Source organism: Chelatococcus sp. XZ-Ab1, assembly GCF_029309855.1.
Classification (GTDB): domain Bacteria; phylum Pseudomonadota; class Alphaproteobacteria; order Rhizobiales; family Beijerinckiaceae; genus Chelatococcus_A; species Chelatococcus_A sambhunathii.
In genome coordinates, this window is the sequence record NZ_JARKII010000010.1 from 28,337 (window position 1) to 49,691 (window position 21,355).

Sequence of the window (21,355 nt, forward strand, 5' to 3'; positions counted from 1 at the left end):
TGAATGCCCGTGACAAGCGCGGGCATGACACGGGGAGCCGTCGCACGTCATGGCCGATTGCAGCGCCGCGGTTATGATTCGCGCCCGCCGGCGGTTACTTCGTCTTCTCGAACAGCTCGCGGCCGATGAGCATGCGGCGGATCTCGCTGGTGCCAGCGCCGATCTCGTAGAGCTTGGCGTCGCGCAGCAGGCGGCCCGTCGCGTAGTCGTTGATGTAGCCGTTGCCGCCGAGAAGCTGGATGGCATCGAGGGCGCATTGCGTCGCCTTCTCGGCAGCATAGAGAATGGCGCCGGCCGCGTCCTCGCGCGTCGTCTCGCCCCTGTCGCATGCCCTGGCCACGGCATAGACGTAGGCCTTGCAGGCGTTCATCGTCACGTACATGTCGGCAAGCTTGCCCTGAACGAGCTGAAACGAGCCGATCGGCTGACCGAACTGCTTGCGCTCGTGGACATAGGGCATGACGACGTCGAGGCAGGCCTGCATGATGCCGAGCGGCCCGGCCGCCAGCACCACGCGCTCGTAGTCGAGGCCGGACATGAGCACGTTGACGCCCTTGCCGACCGTGCCGAGCACGTTTTCCTCCGGCACCTCGCAATCCTCGAACACGAGCTCGCAGGTGTCGGAGCCGCGCATGCCGAGCTTGTCGAGCTTCTGGGCAGTGGAGAAGCCTTTCATGCCCTTCTCGACGAGGAAGGCTGTGATGCCGCGCGGCCCGGCCTCGGGGTCCGTCTTGGCATAGACGACGAGCGTCTCTGCGACGGGCCCATTGGTGATCCACATCTTGTTGCCGTTGAGGACGTAGCGGTCGCCGCGCTTTTCCGCTCGCGTCTTCATCGAGACGACGTCGGAGCCAGCGCCGGGCTCGGACATCGCCAGCGCGCCGACATGCTCGCCCGAGATGAGCTTGGGCAGGTAGCGACGCTTCTGCTCGGCCGTGCCGTTGCGGCGGATCTGGTTGACGCAGAGGTTGGAATGGGCGCCGTAGCTGAGGCCGACGGAGGCAGAGGCGCGCGAGACTTCCTCCATGGCCACGCAATGCTCCAGATAACCGAGGCCGGCGCCGCCGAATTCCTCCTCCACGGTGATGCCGTGCAGGCCGAGCGCGCCCATCTCGGGCCACAGGTCGCGCGGGAAGGTGTTGGTGCGGTCGATCTCCTCGGCGCGCGGGGCGATCTTGTCCTGCGCGAAGGCGTGTACCGTCTCGCGGATGGCGTCGGCCGTCTCGCCGAGGTCGAAGTTGAAGTCCTGCGGACGGTTGCTGAGCATGGCGGCTTCCTCCTCTCGTCTTAAATCCCTTATACGCGTTTGGGAGGAACCCTGTCAGCGCATGCTGCCGTGCGTCGATGCCAAGCCGGTGCCTCGGCCCCGCGCACACCCATTAGCCCGTCGTTAAGCGAGAGCGGCTAGCCTCGAGGCCATCCTTGTGCCGAAAGCCCCCGGAGCGCCCTTGCAACCGTCCCCGCAGCATCTCGAGCCGAAGGCTCCCGCGGGATGGCGCCGCGCGGCGCAAAGGCTGGCCTCGCGTCAGGTGCTATCGGCGGCGACCACGCTCGCCATTCGCGTCGCCTCGGCGGGGATCGGGTACGTGGTGCAATTCGCGCTGGCACGGGCCCTCGGCGCGTCCGAGTACGGCATCTTCGCCTTGGCGTGGCTTTGGGTGACGATCGGCGGTTTCGCCGGCTGCTTCGGCTTCAGTCAGACGGTGGTGCGCTTCCTGCCGCGCTACCGGCAGAAGGGCGACATGGCCCTGCACGACGCCTTCCTCACCGTCGGGCGGCGGGTCGTCGCCCTCGTCTCCGGCGTTCTCGCCCTTGTCGGCGCCGCCGTGACGTTTCTTGCCGGCGGCTGGGCCGGCGGGGTTGCGCCCTTCCTCATCGCCGCCGCCTGCGTGCCCGTCTTCGCCTATGCCGACCTGCTCGAGGGCACGGCACGCTCGCGCGGCTGGCTCGGCCTCGCCTTCATCCCGCCCTACATCCTGCGGCAGCTTCTCGTGCTCGGCCTGGTCGCTGGCGTCCATGGCCTCGGCTGGCCGGGCACGGCCGTTACGGCGATGGCGGCCACCTTCGTCGCCCTCGTCATCGCGGCTGCCGTCCAGCACGTCCTTCTCATGCGCCGGCTGCCTCGGGCGGATGGGCCGAAGAAGAACCTGCGCCGTGTGCTGCCGCTGTGGCTGCGTTCGGGCGGCCTCCTCTTTCTCGCTGACGGCGCGCGGCTTCTGCGTACCTATGGCGACACCATCGTGCTCGGCGCTTTTCTGCCGCCGGCGGCCGTCGGCATCTATTTTGCCGCGACCCGTGTCGCCTCGGTGCTGGGCTTCGTCGAATATTCGGTCAGTGCCGCAATGGGCTATCGCTTCGCCACCATGGCAGCGAGCGGCGACCGGCATGCGCTCGCGCGCCGCGCGGTCCATGCGGCCATCGTCACGCTGGTGCCGGTGCTCGTCGGCGGCCTCGTGCTGTGGCTCATCGGCGGTTTCGTCCTCGGCCTTTTCGGCGCGGCCTTCGTCGCCGGCACGGCGGTGCTGCCGCTGCTCATCGCCGCGCAGGTGCTCCGCGCCGCGGTCGGGCCGGCCGACGACCTGCTCAACGTGCTCGGGCGCGAGCGCTGGACCTTCGTCGGCCAGCTCGCCGGGCTCGTCGTCAATGTCGCGACGGGGCTCGCCCTGGTGCCGATCCTCGGCATCGTGGGGGCGGGGCTCGCTTCCCTTGCCGCCATGGCGACGACGACGGCGATCCTCGGCATCGGTGCGTGGCTCCTCCTTGGCGGTCACCTGCGCGCGGCGACGGCCTCGGGCGATGGCGTCGGAACGAGAGGCCAATCGTGATCGGGGAGCAGATCTCAAAAGCATACCAGGTTCGGGGGAAGGGAACGATGAGGATCGCAATTCACGGGAGCGTGCATCCACCCAATGCCACTTATCGCTGCGTCATGACCACGGTGGCGGACCTGCTGCCGCATCGCGAGGCCTGGGAGCGGCTGGCGAAGTCGGCGATCGAGCCCAATCCGTTCTACGAGCCGGACGCCTTGCTGGCGGCCGCCCGCCATCTCGAGGGGGGCACGCTCTGGGTCGTCGCCATCTGGCGCGACGGGAGGGAAGGGGGCGAGCTCGCCGGGCTGTTCCCGTTGCAGTTCGGCGCGCTCAGGCAGGGCGTCCTCTGGCCGTTGCCGAGCCTCTACGTCAACCATATGTTCTCCGCCACCAGCGCGCCCCTGATCTGCGAAAGCGATCCGGAAGGCGTGTGGGAGGCTTTCCTCGGCGATCTCGGCAACCTCTGCCGGGGCGGCGCGGTCCTCAAGTGCCCCCGCCTGCCGCGTGGGCGCGGCGTGTCGATCGCACTTGAGAACGTCATGGCCAGGCAGGGCCTCAGTCACGCATGGCTGTACGGATACGCGCGGCCGGCCGTCGAGAGCGACCTTTCCTACGATGCCTATGTTGCTCGCTACTCGTCCAAGAGACGGCGCAACCTGCGCCGCGCCGAGCAGCTTCTGGCATCCCACGGCGATGTGACCTTCCACAGTGTTCCGGGGCCGGGCCCCGAGGCGGCGCGCGCCTATGCGGATTTCCTCGCCCTCGAGGTGGCCGGCTGGAAGGGAGCCGCGGGCACCGCCCTTGCCAAGAGCGAAGCCACTCAAGGGTTCGGCGAGCGCCTGTTCGGGCCGCAGCGCGTCGCCGATGGCGTCGCCTTCGATGTTCTGGCCATCGCCGGCCGGGCCGTGGCGATCAACGTCAATCTGGTGCGTAGCGGCGTCGTCTATGCCGCCAAGAGCGCCTATGACGAGAGCTTCTCGCAGGCGAGCCCGGGCACGCTGCTCGATCTTCACCTCCTGCGCCGCACGCTGGACGAGAAGGCTTATACGCGGCTCGATTCCTGCGCCCAGCCCAACCATCCGCTCGCCGCCTACTGGCTGGAGGAGCAGGAGATTGGCGCCGTGTTCCTCGCCACGACGGCGAGCACGCCGCGCTGGTACTTCGACATGATGCTCCTCACCGTGCGCCAGACACGGCGTCTGCGCGAGCAGGCGAGGGAGCTGATCGAGCGCTTCTGGCAGTAGGCGACGGAAGACGGGCCGGTGCCCCGGCCCGCGAGCGCCCGCCGGCCGGTCCTCAGAGCTCGCCCTTCTTGAACTTCTCCCACATGTCGGCCGTGCCGTAGAAGGCGTTGCGATCGACGTCGCCCGTCACGCCCGGCACGCGGCCCGTGGTGGTGAACTGCCAGAAGCTCCAGCGCCGATTGTTGTAGCGTTCCTCCGGCTCGGCGGCGACGGAGCGCAGCCAGAAGTGATAGCCGGGCAGCTCGTTCTCCAGCACCTCCTGGTGGAAGGTGATGTCGGTGTAGATGATGGGCCGCTTGCCGGTATGCGCCTCGAGCTCGGCCAGCATCAGCCGGATCTTTTCGAGCGCGACCTCGCGCGGCACCTTCTGCGGGCAGGTCTTGGAATGGCCGTTCCACTCGACGTCGAGGACGGGCGGCAGCGCGTCCGGGTCGTTCGGTATGTGCTGGCGGAACCACTGTGCCTGCTCGTGTGCCGGACGGCACCAGTAGACGAAGTGATAGGCGCCGCGCGGGATACCGGCCGCACGCGCTCCCGCCCAGTTCTTGTAGAAGCTCGGGTCGATGTGGTCGCCACCCTCGGTCGCCTTGATGAAGACGAACTGCGTGCCGGCGCGCCGCACGGCCGCCCAGTCGATATCGCCCTGCCAGCGGGAGACGTCGATCCCCTGGATCGGGTAGCGATGCGCCTTGGCGACGCCTGGATGCGGCTTGCGGTCACCCTTGTCGGGATAGAACGTGTCGATCGAGGAGCAGGCGACGAGGGCGAGGGCGACGAGGGAGGTGACGGCGAGACGGCGGAGCATCGGGCGGCGGGCGCTCATTGGAAGGGACATGCCGCGACGATTCGTTTCAATAGATTGACGAACCCTTTACGAAAGCCCGAACCACAGGGTGGCGATCCCCAAAAAGGCGAAGAACCCGATCACGTCCGTCGTCGTCGTCACGAAGGGGCCTGACGATACGGCGGGGTCGACCCCGAGCCGATTCAGGGTCAGCGGGATGAGGATGCCGCCCAGCGCCGCCACCGACAAGACGGTGAGGATGGCGAGGCCGATGACGAAGCCGAGGTCGCGGATGCCGAACCACACCACGGCCACCGTGCCGAGGATGATGGCAAAGCCCACGCCGTTGCAGATGCCGACCGCGACCTCGCGGCGGATGATGCGCCAGGTGTTGGAGCGGCGCAGCTCTTGTGTGGCAAGCGCGCGCACCGTCACCGTCATCGTCTGGGTGCCGGCATTGCCGCCGATGGAGGCGACGATCGGCATCAGGACGGCAAGCACAACCATCTGCTGGATCGAGCCCTCGAACAGGTGGATGACGTTGGCGGCCACGATGGCCGTGACGAGATTGGCAAAGAGCCAGGGAAAACGGCTGCGCACCGTGTACCAGATGGTGTCCGACAGCTCCTCGTCGCCCTTGACGCCGCCGAGTGCCTTCAAATCCTCGTCCGCCTCCTCCTCGATGACGTCAACGATGTCATCGACCATCATCACACCGACGAGGCGCTTGGCCTCGTCGACGACGGCGCAGGAGACGAGGTTGTAGCGCTGGAACAGCCGTGCCGCCTTCTCCTGGTCGTCGGTCGCCTCGATGAGATGCTGGTCCTCGTTCATGATGTCGCTGATCTTCACCGGGCGCTTGGTGCGCAGGAGACGGTCGAGCGGCACCGTGCCGATCAGCTGGTAGGCGGGGTCGACGACGAAAATTTCATAGAAGGTGTCGGGCAGGTCCTCGGTCTCGCGCATGTAGTCGATGGTCTGCCCCACCGTCCAAAAGGGCGGCACGGCGATGAATTCCGTCTGCATGCGCCGCCCGGCCGAATCCTCCGGATAGTCCAGCGAGCGCTGCAGCGCCACGCGCTCGGGCGGCGGCAACTGCTCGAGAACCTCGGCCTTGTCGGCCTCGTCGAGATCCTCGAGGATGTAGACGGCATCATCGACGTCGAGCTCGCGCACCCCCTCGGCGATATTGGCGTTGGGGATGCTCTCGAGCAGTTCTTCGCGGATCGCATCGTCGACTTCGGTGAGGGCTGCGAAGTCGAAATCGCTGCCGAGCAGCGCGACGAGCCGCGGGCGGTCGTCATAGTCGAGCGCCTCGATGAGGGCGCCCAGATCGGCCTCGTGGAGCGGGGCGGCGAGGCGGCGCAGATTCTCGGCATTGCCGTCGGCAATGGCCTCGGAGACGCTCGCCAGGAAGGTCGGATTGACGTTGCCTTCCTCGTCCCGGAACGCGAGCGCCTCGGGCGCCGTCTCGTGCTCGACGTTCACCATGCTGATCCGCCCGCTGTGTGAGGTTCGACGCCCTTCTAGGTGCCGTCCTTGCGGAAGACAACCGCCCACGCGCGGCTTTGTTGCACGATGCCGACGCTGTGGCCCGATCGCCTCAGGGGCGAAGACGAAGTCTCACAGGCCGAGCTGCGGCCCGCGCGGCGCCGTGCCGCCGACGACGAGCACCCAATAGTCGCGCCCGCCCGCCCGGGCGTGGGCAAAGCCGATGTGGGAGGCGGGGTTCTGTAGCATGTTGCGGCGGTGCTCCGCCGAACGGCGCCAGTCGTCCATCACCTCGTCGAGCGAGCGCTGCCCCATCGCGATGTTCTCCGCCCCGTGCGTAAAGCGTTGCCCGGTGCCGTTCATGCGGCTCCAGAACGAGCCGGCGGCATCATGCGAGAGCACGTCCTTCTCTGCCATGGCGCGGGCCTGCTGCCGCGCCGCCGCATTGAGCGTCTCGTCGGGCATCACCGGCCCCAGGCCACTTGCGGCCCGGAAGCGCGAAACGGCCCCGGCCGCGGCCGGGGCAGCTTCGGAAGAGATCAAATCGACACTCTGGCGCCTGGCGCCCGCCAGAGTGCAGGCACCGAGCGCCAGGGCGAGCGAAACGAGGAGGACAGGGGTTTTCATGAAGGTTTTCGGCAGGTGGGACAGCGCCTTGTCCGCCCCGCTCCCGGCGGAAATATGGCGCGAGACGCCCATGATGCCGCGGCCGCGGCCATTTTCCGTTCAAAGAGGGCCGGAAAACTCCGGCTCTTCCGGCGCTGCTGCTTGCCCGTCTGGCTGCGGGACGTTTCGCTGGTCCTCACATGCGGAAGACGCCGAAGCGCGTTTCCTCCACCGGGGCATTGAGGCAGGCCGAGAAGGCGAGACCCAAGACGCGGCGTGTCTCGGAAGGCAGGATGATACCGTCATCCCACAGGCGGGCGGTGGCGTAGTAGGGGCTGCCTTCCTCCTCGTAGCGTTCGCGGACGGGCGCCTTGAAGGCCTCCTCGTCCTCGGCGCTCCACGATTTGCCCTCGGCCTCGATGTTGTCGCGCCGGACGGTGGCGAGCACGCTCGCCGCCTGCTCGCCGCCCATCACCGAGATGCGGCTGTTGGGCCAGGTGAAGAGGAAGCGCGGCGAATAGGCCCGCCCGCACATGCCGTAGTTGCCGGCGCCGAAGGAGCCGCCGACGAGCACCGTGATCTTCGGCACGCGGGCGCAGGCCACCGCCGTGACGAGCTTCGCCCCATCCTTGGCAATGCCGCCGGCCTCGTACTGGCGTCCCACCATGAAGCCGGAGATGTTCTGCAGGAAGAGGAGCGGAATGCGCCGCTGACAGCACAATTCGATGAAATGGGCGCCCTTGAGCGCCGATTCGGAAAAGAGAATGCCGTTGTTGGCGATGATGCCGACGGGAATGCCCCAGATACGGGCGAAGCCGGTTACCAGCGTCGTGCCGTAGAGGCGTTTGAATTCGTCGAACTCGGAACCGTCGACGAGCCGGGCGATGACCTCGCGGATGTCATACTGCTTCTTGAGGTCGGTGGGCACGAGACCCTCGAGCTCGGCCGGGTCGTAGACGGGCTCGGCCGGCGTCGTCAGGGCGATGTCGCTCCTCTTCACCGTATTGAGGTTGGCGACGATGCGGCGGGCGAGCGCCAGGGCATGCACGTCGTCCAACGCATAGTGGTCGGCGACGCCGGACTGGCGGGCGTGCACGTCGGCCCCGCCGAGCTCCTCGGCCGAGACGACCTCGCCGGTCGCAGCCTTCACCAGCGGCGGGCCGCCGAGGAAGATGGTGCCCTGCCGGCGCACAATGATGGTCTCGTCGGACATGGCGGGCACATAGGCGCCGCCGGCCGTGCACGAGCCCATGACGACGGCGATCTGCGGGATGCCAAGCGAGGACAGCGTCGCCTGATTGTAGAAGATGCGGCCGAAATGCTCCCGGTCGGGGAATACCTCGGTTTGGTGCGGAAGGTTGGCGCCGCCTGAGTCGACCAGGTAGATGCAGGGCAGTCTGTTCTCGCGCGCAATCTCCTGCGCGCGCAGGTGCTTCTTCACCGTCATCGGATAGTAGGTTCCGCCCTTGATGGTCGAATCGTTGCAGACGATCATGACCTCGCGGCCCTCGACCCGGCCGATGCCGGCGATCAGTCCGGCCCCGTGGATGGCATCGCCATACATGCCGAAGGCCGCGAGCGGCGCGATTTCAAGGAAGGGCGAACCGGCATCGATGAGACGCATGACGCGCTCGCGCGGCAGGAGCTTGCCGCGCGCCAGATGCCGCTCGCGTGCCTTCGCCGGCCCGCCGGCCGCTACGGCGGCTCGCCGGGCGTCGAGTTCCGCCCGGAGCTCGGCCCAGGCAGCGGCATTGGCGCGAAAATCGGCGGATGTCGAATCGATCGCGCTCTCGATGGCCGGCACGCGTCCCTCCCCAACAGCTATTCGCCCGCGTTGCGGGCCGTTGCGCGGACTATGGCGCTGTGCCCGCCATCCGGCAACGTGCGCCGATACCAAGGCGCATTTGGAGAGGGTGTTTCCGGGATTGACGGGCGGGCCGGCTTCAGGCCGGAACGGGAATGGCCGGTCCGAAGATGTCTTCGAAGCTCGCCCTGAGCGCGGCATCCACCTCCGGCATGGTGACGGGAATGCCGAGATCGACGAGGCTCGTGACGCCGTGCTGGCGCACGCCGCAGGGCACGATGCCGGAGAAATGCGAAAGGTCCGGCTCGACGTTGAGGCTGATGCCGTGAAAGGTGACCCAGCGGCGCACGCGGATGCCGATGGCGGCGATCTTGTCCTCGACGGCCGGCCCCCTCTCAGGGCGACGCACCCAGACGCCGACACGGTCCTCGCGCCGCTCGCCGCGCACGTTGAAGCCGTCGAGCGTGGCGATCAGCCAGGCCTCCAGGGCCGCGACGAAGGCCCGAAGATCGGGCGTGCGCCGCGAGAGGTCGAGCATGACATAGGCGACGCGCTGGCCGGGCCCGTGATAGGTGAACTGGCCGCCGCGGCCGGAGCGGAAGACGGGGAAACGCCCCGGCTCGACGAGATCGGCGTCGTTGGCCGAGGTCCCAGCGGTATAGAGCGGCGGATGCTCCAGGAGCCAGACGCATTCGGGTGCTTCGCCTGCCGCGATCGCCGCGACGCGGGTCTCCATGGCCGCCACGGCCTCCTCGTAGCCGACACGGCCGTCGCTGATGCGCCACTCCACGGGCGGCGCGCCCGCCTGCGGCAGCATCAGTCCGCCCAACTCGTCTCTCGCCTTCAGCAACGAAGTCGTCCCCATCCCGTGGCAAGCCGACGCGACCGCGCGGCTCCGCCGCAGAAAGTGGGGCGGGATTTGGCGTTCGACAAGTTCGAAAGTGGCGGCACCGCCCCGTAACCCCGACGGAGTGCCCGAAGAGCCAGGGAAACGACGGAGCAGGCGTCGGCCGGGACGGGGCCTCTGCGGTGCTGCGAAGCGTTTTGCACAGGCCGCAATGGGGTACTTGTGGAGCCGACACCGATCTGTTACATCCCAGCCCGCTTCCGGAGACGGGCGTCTCCATGAAGCGGTTGCGGTCGTGGCGGAACTGGTAGACGCGCTACCTTGAGGTGGTAGTTCCGAGAGGAGTGGAGGTTCGAGTCCTCTCGACCGCACCATGATTTCGAGCCGGTGGCTCCAAAACGGCGATCCCCTGCGGGATCGCCGTTTTGCTTTGTGACTCGGCATGTCCATGCCAGTTCGAGGCAGCCTCGTAGCATTCCCTCTCCACATTGCCGGCATGCCGCCCGTCGGCCTCCACATTGCCGCAGGCACGGGCTAGTCTTTCCCCATTAAACCGGTTCAGATCGGACCAGCGCCGCGGGGCGGCCGGGGACAGGGAGACGTCGCATGGCATCGAAGGGCAAGGTGGCACTCATCACGGGGGCGGGCTCCGGCGTCGGGCGGGGGGTGGCGCTCGCCTTCCTGAAGGACGGCTACAGCGTCGTCCTCGCCGGCCGCCGCAAGAAGGCGCTGGAAGAGACGATCCGCCTCGCGGGCGCCCCCGCCGAGCAGGCGCTGGCCGTTTCGACGGATGTGACCGATCCGGCGTCCGTCAAGGCTCTCTTCGCCGCCTGCAAGGAGCGTTTCGGGCGGCTCGATGTGCTGTTCAACAATGCCGGCGTCTCGGCGCCCGGCCTGCCGCTCGAGGATCTCACCTTCGAGCAGTGGAAGGCTGTGGTGGATACGAATCTCACCGGGCCTTTCCTGTGCACGCAGGAGGCCTTCAGGATCATGAAGGATCAGAACCCGCGTGGCGGACGTATCATCAACAACGGTTCCATCTCGGCCTATGCGCCGCGACCCAATTCCGCGCCCTATACGGCGACGAAGCACGCGATCTCCGGTCTCACGCGCTCGACCTCGCTCGACGGGCGCAAATACGACATCGCCTGCGGGCAGATCGACATCGGCAATGCGGCGACCGACATGGCCGCCAAGATGGCCGAAGGCGTGCCACAGGCGGACGGCTCCATCAGGAAGGAGCCGCTGATGGACGTGGCCCACGTGGCCAATGCGGTACTGCACATGGCGAGCCTGCCGCTCGAGGCCAATGTCCTCTTCATGACCGTGATGGCGACGAAGATGCCTTTCGTCGGCCGCGGCTGAGGCGGCACGGGGCCCGTTGTACCCACCGGGGGCTTCCCGCGGCGGGCGGGGCAGGGTAAGCGGAGGCGTCCGTTTGTCTGACCCTCAGGAGTGAACATGTCTTCGATCGAACGCATCGGCGTCGGCCCACGCATGAGCGAGGCGGTGGCCTACGGTAATCTCGTCTTTCTCTCGGGTGAGGTCGCCGACGACACCTCGCAGGACACGGCCGGCCAGACCCGCCAGATCCTCGCCCAGATCGACGAGACGCTGAAGAAGGCTGGTACCGACAAGACCAAGATCCTCAAGGCCAACATCTGGCTGGCCGACATGGCCGATTTCGCCAAGATGAACGAGGTGTGGGACGCCTGGGTGCCGCAGGGCAATACGCCGGCCCGCGCCACCGTTGAGGCCAAGCTCGCGACGCCGGCCTACAGGGTCGAGATCATGGTGGTCGCGGCGCGCTGAGCCCGGGCAGCGGCTGAGAGCGAAAGGCGCGGCATCCGGGTGCCGCGCCTTTTCTTCGTGGCGGATCGCCCTTGCCACGGCGGGCAGCTTCATCAGACTGTCAGAATGTCGGGCTATGAGCAGCGCCTCGCCCGGCCCCTCATGGCAGAAGATGCCGCAACCGACCGGAGGCAAGGTGCAGGCCGACGTCGTCCGTCTGAGGCACCGCTACGCCCGGCAGGTCACGATGCGCCTCGTCGTGAGTGACCCGCGGCTTCGCGACGCCTTCGCGGCGGTTCCTCGCGAGCGTTTCCTGGGGCCTGGCCCCTGGCGCCTCGTGACGCCGTTCGGCAGCGAGATGACGCCTGATTCCGATCTGCGGCACGTTTATTCCGACATCGCGATCGAGTGCCAGCCGGTGCGCGGAAGGGATGATGGCGAACCCTCGCGGCACGCCCTTGGCATTGCAGCGCTCGGCCTTCGCGCTGGCCAGACGGTCGCCCACATGGGCTGCGGCACCGGCTATTACAGCGCCGTCATGGCGGAACTCGTGGGCGGAACGGGTCGTGTGGACGCTCATGAGGGCGATCGCGTGCTTGCCGAGCGGGCAAGATCTGCTCTCGCGCCGTGGCCGCAGGCGAGCGTGACGGAAAAGCCATCCGGGCCGTTGCGTGTCTGTGACGCGGTCTATTGCGAGGCGGCCCGAACCGGCCCCGACGAGGCGTGGCTTGCGGCGGTGAAGGACGGTGGGCGGATCGTCTTTCCGCTGACCGATGCCTTCGGGCGCGGCGCGCTCGTCTGCCTGTCGCGACGGGGCGATGTCTTCGCCGTCGCGCCGCTTGCCCGCGTCACCGTCGCGCCACCGGCCTTGCCGGTCAGTGCCGGCGTCGATGGGAGGCTCGCCGAGGCTTCGGCAGCCGGCAGGCTCATGTCCGTCCGGGCTCTGCACCGGGGGGTGCCGTCCGGCTCCGATCCGGCGGTCGTTCTGGGAGACGGCTGGTGGCTGTCTTCGCGCCCGCTTGATCTCTAGCGCAGCCGCCCGGCGCCATACCGACAACTTTTCGTCGATCCGCCGGAACCAACGGCGCCGTTCGGATGTTGATCTGGCGAACGTGGATAGCGAGGCGTGAACATGCATCCACGGTTCGAAAACGGAAAGCACGCGAACCAGGCCGACCTGAGCGCGTACGCCCATGGCGGCGTTGCGTGCAGGGACCGTGCGTCCTGACGATGGTCGGCAGAAAAGAGGATCTCCGTCATGCGAACCAAGTTCGGTATCACTGTTGCAACCGCAGCCCTGCTGCTGGCCGTGCCGGCGGTCGCGCAGACCACGGCTCCGGCGACGCCCGAGCCGACTCCGCCGGTAACTCAGCCGCAAGCGCCTGGCGCTGCGCCTGAGAGCGCGCCGAGCACGGCGCCGAACATGCAGGGCGGCACGGAAATGAAGGCGCCGGATACATCGGCCGCAGCCCCCGCCATTGGCGCCCCAGCCGGCTTTGTGACTGCCCAGGGCGAGGCCCAGTGGATGGTCTCGAACCTGATGGGCAAGTCGGTGGTCGGCACGGACGACAAGACGATCGGTGAGATCAACGACGTCGTGCTCGATCAGGAAGGCAAGGCCGACGCGGCCGTGATCGGTGTCGGCGGCTTCCTCGGCATTGGCCAGAAGAATGTCGCCATCCCGTTCTCGGAACTGCAGGTGTCGAAGAACGCCGAAGGCGAGGTCGAGAAGATCATGCTGTCGGCCACCCGTGAGCAGCTTGAGCAGGCTCCGGCCTTCAAGACCCTCGCGGACATTCGCTCCGAGCAGGACCGCATGAGCACGGGCTCGACCCGCCCAGCCGATCCGACCGCTCCGCCGGCCACGACGGCGCCCAAGCAGTGAGCGCCGCGTAGCTGAGGGCGCGTGCGGCCGCACGCGTCGGACAAGGCGGCCCGCATATGCGGGCCGCCTTTTTGCGTCCGGCGGGCGTTGCGCCGGTCGGGAGCGCGTCTAGGATGGTCAGAACGGTTGCGGCGAGCGGGGGGAGCGATGTTGCGGGCTGGCTTGAGCGAGCGGGTGACGCAGGGCAGGGGCGCCACGGCGGCGGATGTCGTGGTGCGCGACGTCAGGATGCTCGATCTCGTGACGGGTGATTTCGTCCCGACGGATATCGCGCTCTGCGGCGATACGATCGTCGGGACCTACGATCGTTACGACGGACGCGAGATCATCGAGGGCGGCGGGCGTATTGCCGTTCCCGGCTTCATCGACACCCACTGCCACGTGGAATCCTCGCTCGTGATGCCGCAGGAGTTCGAGCGTTGCGTGCTGCCGCACGGGGTGACGACCGCGATCTGCGATCCCCACGAGATGGCGAACGTGCTCGGTGCCCCGGCCTTCGATTTCTTCCTCGCCTCGGCCGAGCGCATGGCGATGGACCTCTTCGTGCAACTGTCGAGTTGCGTGCCGGCGACGGCACTGGAGACGTCGGGGGCGCGGCTCGACGCCGACGACCTCGTGCCCTACTGGGCCCATCCGAAGGTGATCGGGCTCGCCGAGTTCATGAACTTTCCCGGCGTCCTCGCCCTCGATCCGGCTTGCACGGCCAAGCTGCAGGCCTTCGCCAACGGCCATATCGACGGCCATGCGCCCCTGCTCAGCGCCAAGGATCTCAACGGCTATTGCGCCGCGGGCATCCGCACCGAGCACGAGGCGACGAGCGCGGAAGAGGCACTCGAGAAGATCCGCAAGGGCATGACCGTGCTCATCCGCGAGGGCTCGGTGTCGAAGGACCTACATGCGCTCGCTCCGCTGCTCACCCTTGCAACGTCGCCGTTTCTCGCCTTCTGCACTGACGACCGCAATCCGCTGGACATCGCGGAGGAGGGGCATATCGACTTCCTCATCCGCAGCGCGATCGCCCTCGGTGTGCCGCCGCTCGCCGCCTATCGCTCCGCCTCGCTGACGGCGGCGGCCGCGTTCGGACTCGTCGACCGTGGCATGATCGCGCCCGGCAGACGGGCGGACATCGTCCTTCTCGACCATCTCGAGGAATGCCGCGTGTCGGACGTCATCGTCGGTGGGCGGCTCGTGCGGCCGGAGCTATTTGCGGAACGTGAGCCGGTGGCGCCGATCGGCCTTGCCAGCATGAAGGCGCGCGAGGTCGCCTCTGCGGACTTCTCCATCGCCGGCACAGCGGGCGAGCGTCCGGTCATCGGCGTCGTCCCCGGCAAGATCATCACGGAGCGGCTGAGCCGGACCATGCCCGAGCGCGACGGCGCCTTGGTTGCCGATCCGTCCGCGGACATCGCCAAGGTCGCGGTCGTCGCCCGCCACGGTCGCAACGACAACATCGGCCTCGGCTTCGTCTCGGGCTTCGGCATGCAGCGCGGGGCCATCGCCTCATCGGTCGGCCACGACAGCCACAACATCTGCGTCGTCGGCGTCGACGACGCCGACATGGCGCTCGCCGTCAACCGGCTCGGCGCCATCCGCGGCGGTTTCGTCGTCGTCGAGGGCGGGGCGGTGCGCGCGGAACTGCCCTTGCCGGTTGCCGGCCTGATGAGCGACCGGCCGTACGAGGAGGTGCATGCCGGCCTCGGTCCCCTGCGCGCAGCGGCCAAGGCGCTCGGCGTGACGCTGCCGGAGCCGTTCCTGCAGGTCGCCTTCCTGCCCCTGCCGGTGATCCCGCATCTCAAGATCAGCGACTTCGGCCTGGTGGACGTGGATAGGATGGAACTGGTGCGGCCGTAGGCAATCGGCTGTCCGTCGAAGCGACTGCCTGATGCCGACCGCCGACTGCCGCCTTAATGATATGGATCGGCCGCGTCGCGCAGCCCGTCGCCCATGAAGTTGAAGGCGAGGACGACGATGATGACGGGGGCGATCGGCCACAGCAGCCATGGGTAGAGGTTCACCGCCGCGAGGTTCTGGGCCTCGTTGAGCAGCACGCCCCAGCTCGTGATCGGTGGCCTGAGGCCGAGGCCGAGGAAGGACAGGGCCGTCTCGCCCAGGATCATCGAGGGGATCGATAGCGTCGCCGAGGCGATGAGGTGGCTCATGAAGTTGGGGATGAGGTGGCGTCCGATGATGCGGGCCCGCGACGCCCCCATGAGCTCCGCCGCCTTGACAAAATCCTCCTCGCGCAGGGCGAGCAGCTTCGAGCGCACCGCGCGGGCAAGGCCCGGCCAGTCGAGCAGGCCGAGGATGATGGTGATGCCGAAGAAGACGAGCAGCGGGCTCCAGTTCGGCGGCAGGGCGGCCGACAGCGCGAGCCACAGGGGCAGCTCCGGCAGCGAGCGCAGGATCTCGATGAGGCGCTGGATGGCGTTATCCACCCAGCCGCCCAGATAGCCGGCGATGCCGCCGAAGAACAGGCCGAGCGCGAACGACACCGCGATGCCGACGATGCCGATGGTGAGCGAGATGCGCGCCCCGTAGACGATGCGCGAGAACACGTCGCGTCCCAGCCTGTCGGTGCCGAGCAGGAAGAAGGTGCCGTCCTCCGGCGGACAGACGAGATGAAAGCGCGCATCGAACAGCCCCCAGAAGCGGTAGGGCTCGCCGGAGCAGAAGAAGCGCAGCCGCTGCGGGCGGCTCGTGTCGATGTCGTAGTCGCGGGTGAAGGTCTCGAGGTTGAACCTGAAGCTGTAGGGATAGACGAAGGGGCCGACGAGCGAGCCCTCGTGAAAGAGATGCACCCGCTGCGGCGGCGCATAGAGGAAGTCGCCGTTGCGCTGCGCCTGCCCGTAGGGCGCGATCACCTCGACGAAGGGAATGGCCGCATAGAGGGCGATGAGGACGAAGGCCGAGATGACGGCCAGCCTGTGCCGGCGGAACTTCCACCAGATGAGGGTCAGCGAGGAGGCGCGGAAGAAGCGCTCGTCCTCGCGGCCACCGGGCTCGCTCGCGCCGGGATCGAAGGGTGCGTCGTCGACGAAATGCGCACTGCGGCGGCGGGAGGGCATTTCGCTCACATTCGTCATCTCAGCGCTGTCCGAGGCGGATGCGCGGATCGAGCCACGCGAGCAGGAGGTCGGAGATCAGCATGCCCACGACGGTGAGCACCGCGACGAACATGAGGATGAAGCCGGCGAGGAACTGGTCCTGCGACTTGAGGGCCGCCAGCAGGATCGGGCCGACGGTCGGCAGGCTGAGCACCAGCGACACCAGCACCGAGCCGGAGACAAGGTTGGGCAGGAGGTTGCCGATGTCGGCGATGAAGGGGTTGAGGGCCATGCGGAAGGGATATTTCAGCAGCGCCCGCGTCTGCGGCAGGCCCTTGGCCGTGGCGGTGACGTAATATTGCTTCGACAATTCGTCGAGGAGGTTGGCGCGCATGCGCCGGATCATCGCCGCCGTGCCGGACAGGCCGATGACGATGGTCGGCACGATGAGGTGCTGCAGTAGCGAGCCCACCTTGGCGAGGCTCCACGGCTCGTTGGCGTAATGTGCGTCGAACAGGCCGCCGATGGAAATGCCGAACCAGCGGTTCATGTAGTAGAGCAGCACGAGCGCCAGCAGGAAGTTCGGCGTGGCAAGGCCGATATAGCCGACGAAGGTGGCGAGATAGTCGCCGAACGAATATTGCCGCGTCGCCGAATAGATGGCGATGGGGATGGCCACCACATGCACGAAGATCACGGTGGTGAAATTGACGAGCAGCGTCAGCCAGAGCGCATCGCCGACGACCTGGTTGACTGGCCGATCATACTCGAAGGACCAGCCCCAGTCGCCTTGCAGCAGGCCGGAGAAGCCGTTGGGGCCCGGCCAGACGCCAATCCAGACGAGGTATTGCTCGAAGACGGGCCTGTCGAGGCCGTATTGCCTGATCAGGAACTCAGCCTTGGCCATGGCCGCCGCCTCGCCCTGGGCGCGCAACTCGGCGATCTGGTTGGTCAGGAAGTCACCCGGCGGCAGCTTGATGATGAGGAAGACGAGGAGGCTGATGACGAGCAGGGTCAGCACCATCGTGACCAGCCGGCGGGCGATGAAGCCGATCATTGTGCGGACGCCACGCGCCGGTCGGCGCGGTCCCAGAATATCTCGTCGACACGGTAGATGCCCACGAGCGAGGTCGGCTCCCAGCTGTAGAGCGCCTTGTCCGGAAAGTTGGCGAGGCCGTTGCGCAGCACGATGGGCTGGATCGCGCCCGCCACCGTGCCGATCGTCCACTGGTTCTCCGCGTGCAGCGCGAGCATCTCGCGCCAGATGCGGGCCTGCTCGGCAGAATCGGTCGTGTGCAGCCACGCCTTGTAGAGGGCGAGCAGCTCCTTCGGCTCGTCCATGTCGCAGGCTTCGCCGACCTTGCCGTGCGTCTCCACATATTGGCCCCACTTGGGCCAGGACAGGTGATACTGGCTGATGGGGGCCAGTTCTCCCGGTGGCATCGCAGGGGTGGGAATGGCGTTGTCGAGGCCCGGAGCGGCGGTCATTACCGGCAGGCCGGAATAGGCGCGGTTGCGCAGCACGGTCCGGTCCTGCGGCTTGATGAAGAGCTTGACCCCGATCTCGCGCCAGAACTCGCCGATGAGCTGCAGGGTGTCGACGAGCATGGTCATGTCGCCCTCGACCTCGACGACGATCTCGAGCAGGCGCCCGTCCGGCAGGAGGCGCAGGCCCGAGCCGTCGCGCTGGTCGAGGCCGATCTCATCGAGCAGGCGGTTGGCCTCGTCCGGGTCGTAAGTGCCGTAGAGCTTGCGGAACGATTCCTCGAACAGGCGCGAGCCTTCGCGTACGGTGTTGTTGCCCTCCATGCCGAGCCCGAAGAACAGGGCATTGTTGACGGTGCGCCGGTCGATGCCGAGCGAGAGCGCGCGGCGAAAGCGCACGTCGCGGTTGAGGTCCCGCCAGACCGGATCGGTCGCATTGAGGTTGGGGTAGAGCACCACTTCCGAGCCGCGGGCGATGGGCCACAGCAGTGTGCGATAGCCCTTGGCCTTCTCCCCCTGCTTGAGCACCGGAATGTCGGCCATGGTCAGGCCCCGTGCGAGCACGTCGACCTCGCCGGCATTGGCCTTGGCGGCGAGTAGCCCGCTTGAGGCGATGTCGACATAGACCCTGTCGATGTAGGGCAACTGCTGCCCGGCCGCGTCGATGCGGTGGTAATAGGGGTTGCGCGAGAAGACGAAGCGGCTCGTCGGTCCCGCGTTGTCGACCTTCCACGGGTCGAGGGTGGGCAACTCGGGGTCGGAGAAGTCCGACATGGAATCGACGCGGTTGTGCAGCGCGGCCCAGGACTTGAGCTTCTGCCGAGAAGCCGCCTGCGCCAAGGTCTCCGGGTCGGTATAGCGCGCGTGGAAGCGCTTCAGGTAATGGGCCGGCCGGTAGATATGCGGGTCGAGCGGCTTGGCGAGGGTCGGCAGGAAGCGGGGATTGGGCTTCGACCATGTGTAGCGCACGGTGGTCTCGTCCAGCACCTCGAAGGTCGGCTGCTCGTCGTCGACGAGCATGAAATCGGGCGGGCCCGCCGGCATCAGGTAGCGGTTCAGCGCCACATCCTCCCACCAGTAGCGGAAATCCTCGGCGGTGAAAGGGTGCCCATCGGACCAGCGGTGCCCCTTGCGCAGGTGGAGGGTGAAGCGACGCCCGTCCTCCACCTCGTAGGAGGCGAGGATGTCCGGCACGAGATTGAGATGTTCATCATAGCCGACGAGCCGTGCATAGGCGATGACCGAAAGATAGCGGATGTCGCGCGCCTTGGCGGCGAGCGTCGTGATGGCGCCGCCCGGCCGGCCCGTGACGCGACCGCGCGCCTCGAGGTCGACCACGAGCGGCTCCAGCGGCACCCGTTCCGCAACGGGAGGCATTTGGCCATTGTCCACCGCCTCTTCGAAGAACGGCGTTTCCTTCAAAGCCGGGGCCGATTGGCCCGCGCCCGCGCCGGCGGCAATCATGGCGAGGCATAAGGCGAGGCCTGCCATCGTGCGACACAGGGGGGCGGACATGAGCCCGAGCGCCGTCATGCCGCAATCCTCGCGCCGGCGTCGGTCACGCGCACGAGGTGGCCGGGCTCGACCTCCACCATCTCGCCGGGGCCGTCCGCCGTCAGCCGGTAGGGCTCCGGCCACTCGGAGGGATGCGAGAACCGGTCGCCGCGCAGCTTGGCAAAATCGAGCGGATGGTTCAGGTCCGGGCTCGGCACGGCGGCCAAGAGCGCCTGCGTGTAGGGATGCAGCGGACGCCTGAAGAGCGATTGCTTCGGCGCCTGCTCCACGATGCGGCCGCGGCACATCACGGCGATGTCGTCGGCGATGTAGTCGACGACCGCGAGATTGTGCGAGACGAAGAGATAGGACAGGCCGAGTGCTGCCTGCAGGTCCTTGAGCAGGTTAAGGATCTGCGCCTGCACCGAGACATCGAGCGCCGACACCGGCTCGTCGCACAGCAGCACCCGTGGCGACAGCGCAAGCGCGCGCGCGATGCCGAGGCGCTGGCGCTGTCCGCCCGAGAAGGAATGCGGATAGCGGCGCAGGTGCTGCTTCTCGAGGCCGACGAGCGAGATCAGCATCTTCGCCTTGGCGAAATGCTCCTGCGGCGAGCCGATGCCGTGGATGACGAGCGGCTCCGTCAGGATTTCGTAGACCGTCATGCGCGGGTTGAGCGACGAGAACGGGTCCTGGAAAACGAACTGCACGGCGCGGCGATAGGCGAAGAGATCGTCGCCCGCGAGCGCATGCACGTCGCGCGGGCCATTGCCGTCGTCGAAGAAGACATGTCCCTCGTCGGGTGCGATGGCGCGCATGATCATCTTCGACAGGGTGGTCTTGCCGCAGCCGGATTCTCCGACGAGGCCGAGCGTCGTGCCAGGCGTCAGCGTGAGGCTGACGTGATTGACGGCGTGGACCTTGCGCGTGGCGCCCGAGAACCAGCCGCTGCGCAGGGTGAAGGTCTTCGACACCTCGTCAACGGCGAGCACCGGCCCGCGCGGCGCCGGGCGCTCTATGCGGGGGGCGGAGGCGATGATGTCGCCGCTCGCCACCTCGCGCAGCGGCGTCAGCCGCTCGCCGGGAGCCATGTCGAAGCGCGGCACCGCCCGCATGAGCGCCTTGAGATAGGGGTGCTGCGGGTTGCGGAAGAGTTCGTCGCGCGGGCCGGATTCGACGATGCGGCCGCGATACATCACGACCACCTCGTCGGCGACATTGGCGACGACGCCGAGATCATGGGTGATCATCAGCACCGCCATGCCGGTCTCGGCCTGCAATTCCCGGATGAGATCGAGGATCTGCGCCTGCGTCGTCACGTCGAGCGCCGTCGTCGGCTCGTCGGCGATGAGGAGCGCAGGCTTGCAGATGAGCGCCATAGCGATCATCGCCCGCTGGCGCATGCCGCCCGACAGCTCGAACGGATAGGTGACGAAGGTGCGCTTCGGATCGGGAAAGCCGACGCGGGTGAAGACCTGCTCGGCCTCGGCACGAGCCTCTTGCACCGTGACGTTGCGGTGCAGCAGCAGCGCCTCGCTCACCTGGTCCCCTACGGTATGCAGGGGAGACAGGGACGTCATCGGCTCCTGGAAGATCATGGCGATGCGCCCGCCGCGCAGGTCGCGCATCGTGTCGCCCCGAGGATCGAGCTGCGCGATATCGACGGGGGCGCCGCGCTGCGCTTCGCCGAAGAGGATGCTGCCCGTTGCGATGCGCCCCTTCCTGGGCAGGATGCGCATGATCGCCTGGGCCGTCACCGACTTGCCGGAGCCGGATTCACCAACGAGCGCGACGGTGCTGCCGGCCGGGATGTCGAAGGAGATGCCGTCGAGCGCGCGAAAGCGTCCGCCGCCGTCACCCGCGAAATCCACGGCGAGACCGCGGACACTGAGCAGTATGCGGTTCCCGTGCTCCCGTCCCGGCGTCACGCAGCTCCTCCCGATGCCCCCTCCCAGCATGGGAGGTTTCAACACTAAAGCGCCACGCGCAAAAGTGAAAACGTCTTTCTTGCGTGAGGCCGGCTGCGCCACGGAAATATACCCGCTGCGGGCAAGGTCCCTCAGGCCTGCG

General features: G+C 67.5%; 17 protein-coding genes and 1 tRNA gene. 8 read left to right on the plus strand and 10 right to left on the minus strand.

All coding sequences use genetic code 11. The features are described 5' to 3' along the window. Window positions 1-94: 94 nt before the first annotated feature. A complete protein-coding gene (locus tag P2T65_RS15300) occupies window positions 95-1,267 on the minus strand; it encodes an isovaleryl-CoA dehydrogenase (protein ID WP_055458453.1) in 1,173 nt (390 codons plus the stop codon). A 181-nt stretch (window positions 1,268-1,448) separates the two neighbouring features. On the opposite strand from P2T65_RS15300, the gene P2T65_RS15305 reads away from it, so the two are divergent. Further along, entirely contained in the window at window positions 1,449-2,825 is a 1,377-nt protein-coding gene (locus tag P2T65_RS15305) for an oligosaccharide flippase family protein (protein WP_276200118.1), read from the plus strand. A 47-nt stretch (window positions 2,826-2,872) separates the two neighbouring features. Beyond that, on the plus strand, window positions 2,873-4,054 hold the full coding sequence (locus P2T65_RS15310) for a GNAT family N-acetyltransferase (protein ID WP_276200119.1): 1,182 nt from the start codon (window positions 2,873-2,875) through the stop codon (window positions 4,052-4,054). Window positions 4,055-4,106: 52 nt separating this feature from the next. Here P2T65_RS15310 and P2T65_RS15315 read toward each other — a convergent pair whose 3' ends face one another. From P2T65_RS15315 to lipB, 5 genes are all read right to left on the minus strand, one after another. Then, on the minus strand, window positions 4,107-4,877 hold the full coding sequence (locus tag P2T65_RS15315) for a GH25 family lysozyme (protein ID WP_055458450.1): 771 nt from the start codon (window positions 4,875-4,877) through the stop codon (window positions 4,107-4,109). Window positions 4,878-4,925: 48 nt separating this feature from the next. Next, complete coding sequence (mgtE, locus tag P2T65_RS15320) at window positions 4,926-6,329, minus strand: magnesium transporter (RefSeq protein WP_055458449.1); 1,404 nt, start codon at window positions 6,327-6,329, stop codon at window positions 4,926-4,928. A 132-nt stretch (window positions 6,330-6,461) separates the two neighbouring features. Further along, the gene (locus P2T65_RS15325; RefSeq protein ID WP_157672318.1) at window positions 6,462-6,956 is read right to left on the minus strand and encodes a CAP domain-containing protein; all 495 of its coding nucleotides are present in this window, start codon (window positions 6,954-6,956) and stop codon (window positions 6,462-6,464) included. Window positions 6,957-7,131: 175 nt separating this feature from the next. Continuing rightward, complete coding sequence (locus tag P2T65_RS15330) at window positions 7,132-8,739, minus strand: carboxyl transferase domain-containing protein (protein WP_055458447.1); 1,608 nt, start codon at window positions 8,737-8,739, stop codon at window positions 7,132-7,134. A 139-nt stretch (window positions 8,740-8,878) separates the two neighbouring features. Next, the gene (gene lipB / locus P2T65_RS15335) at window positions 8,879-9,556 is read right to left on the minus strand and encodes a lipoyl(octanoyl) transferase LipB (RefSeq protein ID WP_096335188.1); all 678 of its coding nucleotides are present in this window, start codon (window positions 9,554-9,556) and stop codon (window positions 8,879-8,881) included. Between the two features lie 319 nt (window positions 9,557-9,875). On the opposite strand from lipB, the gene P2T65_RS15340 reads away from it, so the two are divergent. The 6 genes from P2T65_RS15340 to ade all read left to right on the plus strand — a co-directional run bounded on the left by P2T65_RS15340 (window position 9,876) and on the right by ade (window position 15,113). Then, window positions 9,876-9,960 (plus strand) — tRNA-Leu (locus tag P2T65_RS15340). Window positions 9,961-10,192: 232 nt separating this feature from the next. Next, window positions 10,193-10,951, plus strand: a complete 759-nt coding sequence (locus P2T65_RS15345; RefSeq protein ID WP_276200120.1) for an SDR family oxidoreductase — start codon at window positions 10,193-10,195, stop codon at window positions 10,949-10,951. A gap of 96 nt (window positions 10,952-11,047) precedes the next feature. Then, on the plus strand, window positions 11,048-11,398 hold the full coding sequence (locus tag P2T65_RS15350; protein WP_055458444.1) for a RidA family protein: 351 nt from the start codon (window positions 11,048-11,050) through the stop codon (window positions 11,396-11,398). Between the two features lie 115 nt (window positions 11,399-11,513). After that, window positions 11,514-12,407 (plus strand): hypothetical protein, encoded by an 894-nt coding sequence (locus P2T65_RS15355; protein WP_055458443.1) that lies wholly within the window; start codon window positions 11,514-11,516, stop codon window positions 12,405-12,407. 228 nt (window positions 12,408-12,635) lie between these two features. Next, window positions 12,636-13,262 (plus strand): PRC-barrel domain-containing protein, encoded by a 627-nt coding sequence (locus tag P2T65_RS15360; RefSeq protein ID WP_063186135.1) that lies wholly within the window; start codon window positions 12,636-12,638, stop codon window positions 13,260-13,262. A gap of 147 nt (window positions 13,263-13,409) precedes the next feature. After that, complete coding sequence (gene ade / locus P2T65_RS15365; protein WP_276200121.1) at window positions 13,410-15,113, plus strand: adenine deaminase; 1,704 nt, start codon at window positions 13,410-13,412, stop codon at window positions 15,111-15,113. Between the two features lie 53 nt (window positions 15,114-15,166). Here the strand turns inward: ade and P2T65_RS15370 are convergent, their stop codons facing one another. The 4 genes from P2T65_RS15370 to P2T65_RS15385 form a co-directional block, all read right to left on the minus strand. After that, window positions 15,167-16,345 (minus strand): ABC transporter permease subunit, encoded by a 1,179-nt coding sequence (locus P2T65_RS15370; RefSeq protein WP_096335190.1) that lies wholly within the window; start codon window positions 16,343-16,345, stop codon window positions 15,167-15,169. A gap of 1 nt (window position 16,346) precedes the next feature. Then, the gene (locus tag P2T65_RS15375; RefSeq protein ID WP_055458441.1) at window positions 16,347-17,363 is read right to left on the minus strand and encodes an ABC transporter permease; all 1,017 of its coding nucleotides are present in this window, start codon (window positions 17,361-17,363) and stop codon (window positions 16,347-16,349) included. Then, the gene (locus P2T65_RS15380; protein WP_276200122.1) at window positions 17,360-19,168 is read right to left on the minus strand and encodes an ABC transporter substrate-binding protein; all 1,809 of its coding nucleotides are present in this window, start codon (window positions 19,166-19,168) and stop codon (window positions 17,360-17,362) included. Before P2T65_RS15380 ends, P2T65_RS15375 begins: the two co-directional genes overlap by 4 nt. A gap of 152 nt (window positions 19,169-19,320) precedes the next feature. After that, on the minus strand, window positions 19,321-21,213 hold the full coding sequence (locus tag P2T65_RS15385) for an ABC transporter ATP-binding protein (RefSeq protein WP_276200123.1): 1,893 nt from the start codon (window positions 21,211-21,213) through the stop codon (window positions 19,321-19,323). Window positions 21,214-21,355 lie beyond the last annotated feature (142 nt).

Excerpts from the sequence above, each read along its gene's own strand:
- ade (WP_276200121.1), top strand. The coding sequence starts at position 13,410 with ATGTTGCGGGCTGGCTTGAGCGAGCGGGTGACGCAGGGCAGGGGCGCC.
- P2T65_RS15350 (WP_055458444.1), top strand. The coding sequence starts at position 11,048 with ATGTCTTCGATCGAACGCATCGGCGTCGGCCCACGCATGAGCGAGGCG.
- P2T65_RS15375 (WP_055458441.1), bottom strand. The coding sequence starts at position 17,363 with ATGATCGGCTTCATCGCCCGCCGGCTGGTCACGATGGTGCTGACCCTG.
- mgtE (WP_055458449.1), bottom strand. The coding sequence starts at position 6,329 with ATGGTGAACGTCGAGCACGAGACGGCGCCCGAGGCGCTCGCGTTCCGG.
- P2T65_RS15315 (WP_055458450.1), bottom strand. The coding sequence starts at position 4,877 with ATGAGCGCCCGCCGCCCGATGCTCCGCCGTCTCGCCGTCACCTCCCTC.
- lipB (WP_096335188.1), bottom strand. The coding sequence starts at position 9,556 with ATGCTGCCGCAGGCGGGCGCGCCGCCCGTGGAGTGGCGCATCAGCGAC.
- P2T65_RS15300 (WP_055458453.1), bottom strand. The coding sequence starts at position 1,267 with ATGCTCAGCAACCGTCCGCAGGACTTCAACTTCGACCTCGGCGAGACG.
- P2T65_RS15355 (WP_055458443.1), top strand. The coding sequence starts at position 11,514 with ATGAGCAGCGCCTCGCCCGGCCCCTCATGGCAGAAGATGCCGCAACCG.
- P2T65_RS15380 (WP_276200122.1), bottom strand. The coding sequence starts at position 19,168 with ATGCCTCCCGTTGCGGAACGGGTGCCGCTGGAGCCGCTCGTGGTCGAC.
- P2T65_RS15370 (WP_096335190.1), bottom strand. The coding sequence starts at position 16,345 with ATGACGAATGTGAGCGAAATGCCCTCCCGCCGCCGCAGTGCGCATTTC.
- P2T65_RS15345 (WP_276200120.1), top strand. The coding sequence starts at position 10,193 with ATGGCATCGAAGGGCAAGGTGGCACTCATCACGGGGGCGGGCTCCGGC.
- P2T65_RS15310 (WP_276200119.1), top strand. The coding sequence starts at position 2,873 with ATGAGGATCGCAATTCACGGGAGCGTGCATCCACCCAATGCCACTTAT.
- P2T65_RS15325 (WP_157672318.1), bottom strand. The coding sequence starts at position 6,956 with ATGAAAACCCCTGTCCTCCTCGTTTCGCTCGCCCTGGCGCTCGGTGCC.
- P2T65_RS15360 (WP_063186135.1), top strand. The coding sequence starts at position 12,636 with ATGCGAACCAAGTTCGGTATCACTGTTGCAACCGCAGCCCTGCTGCTG.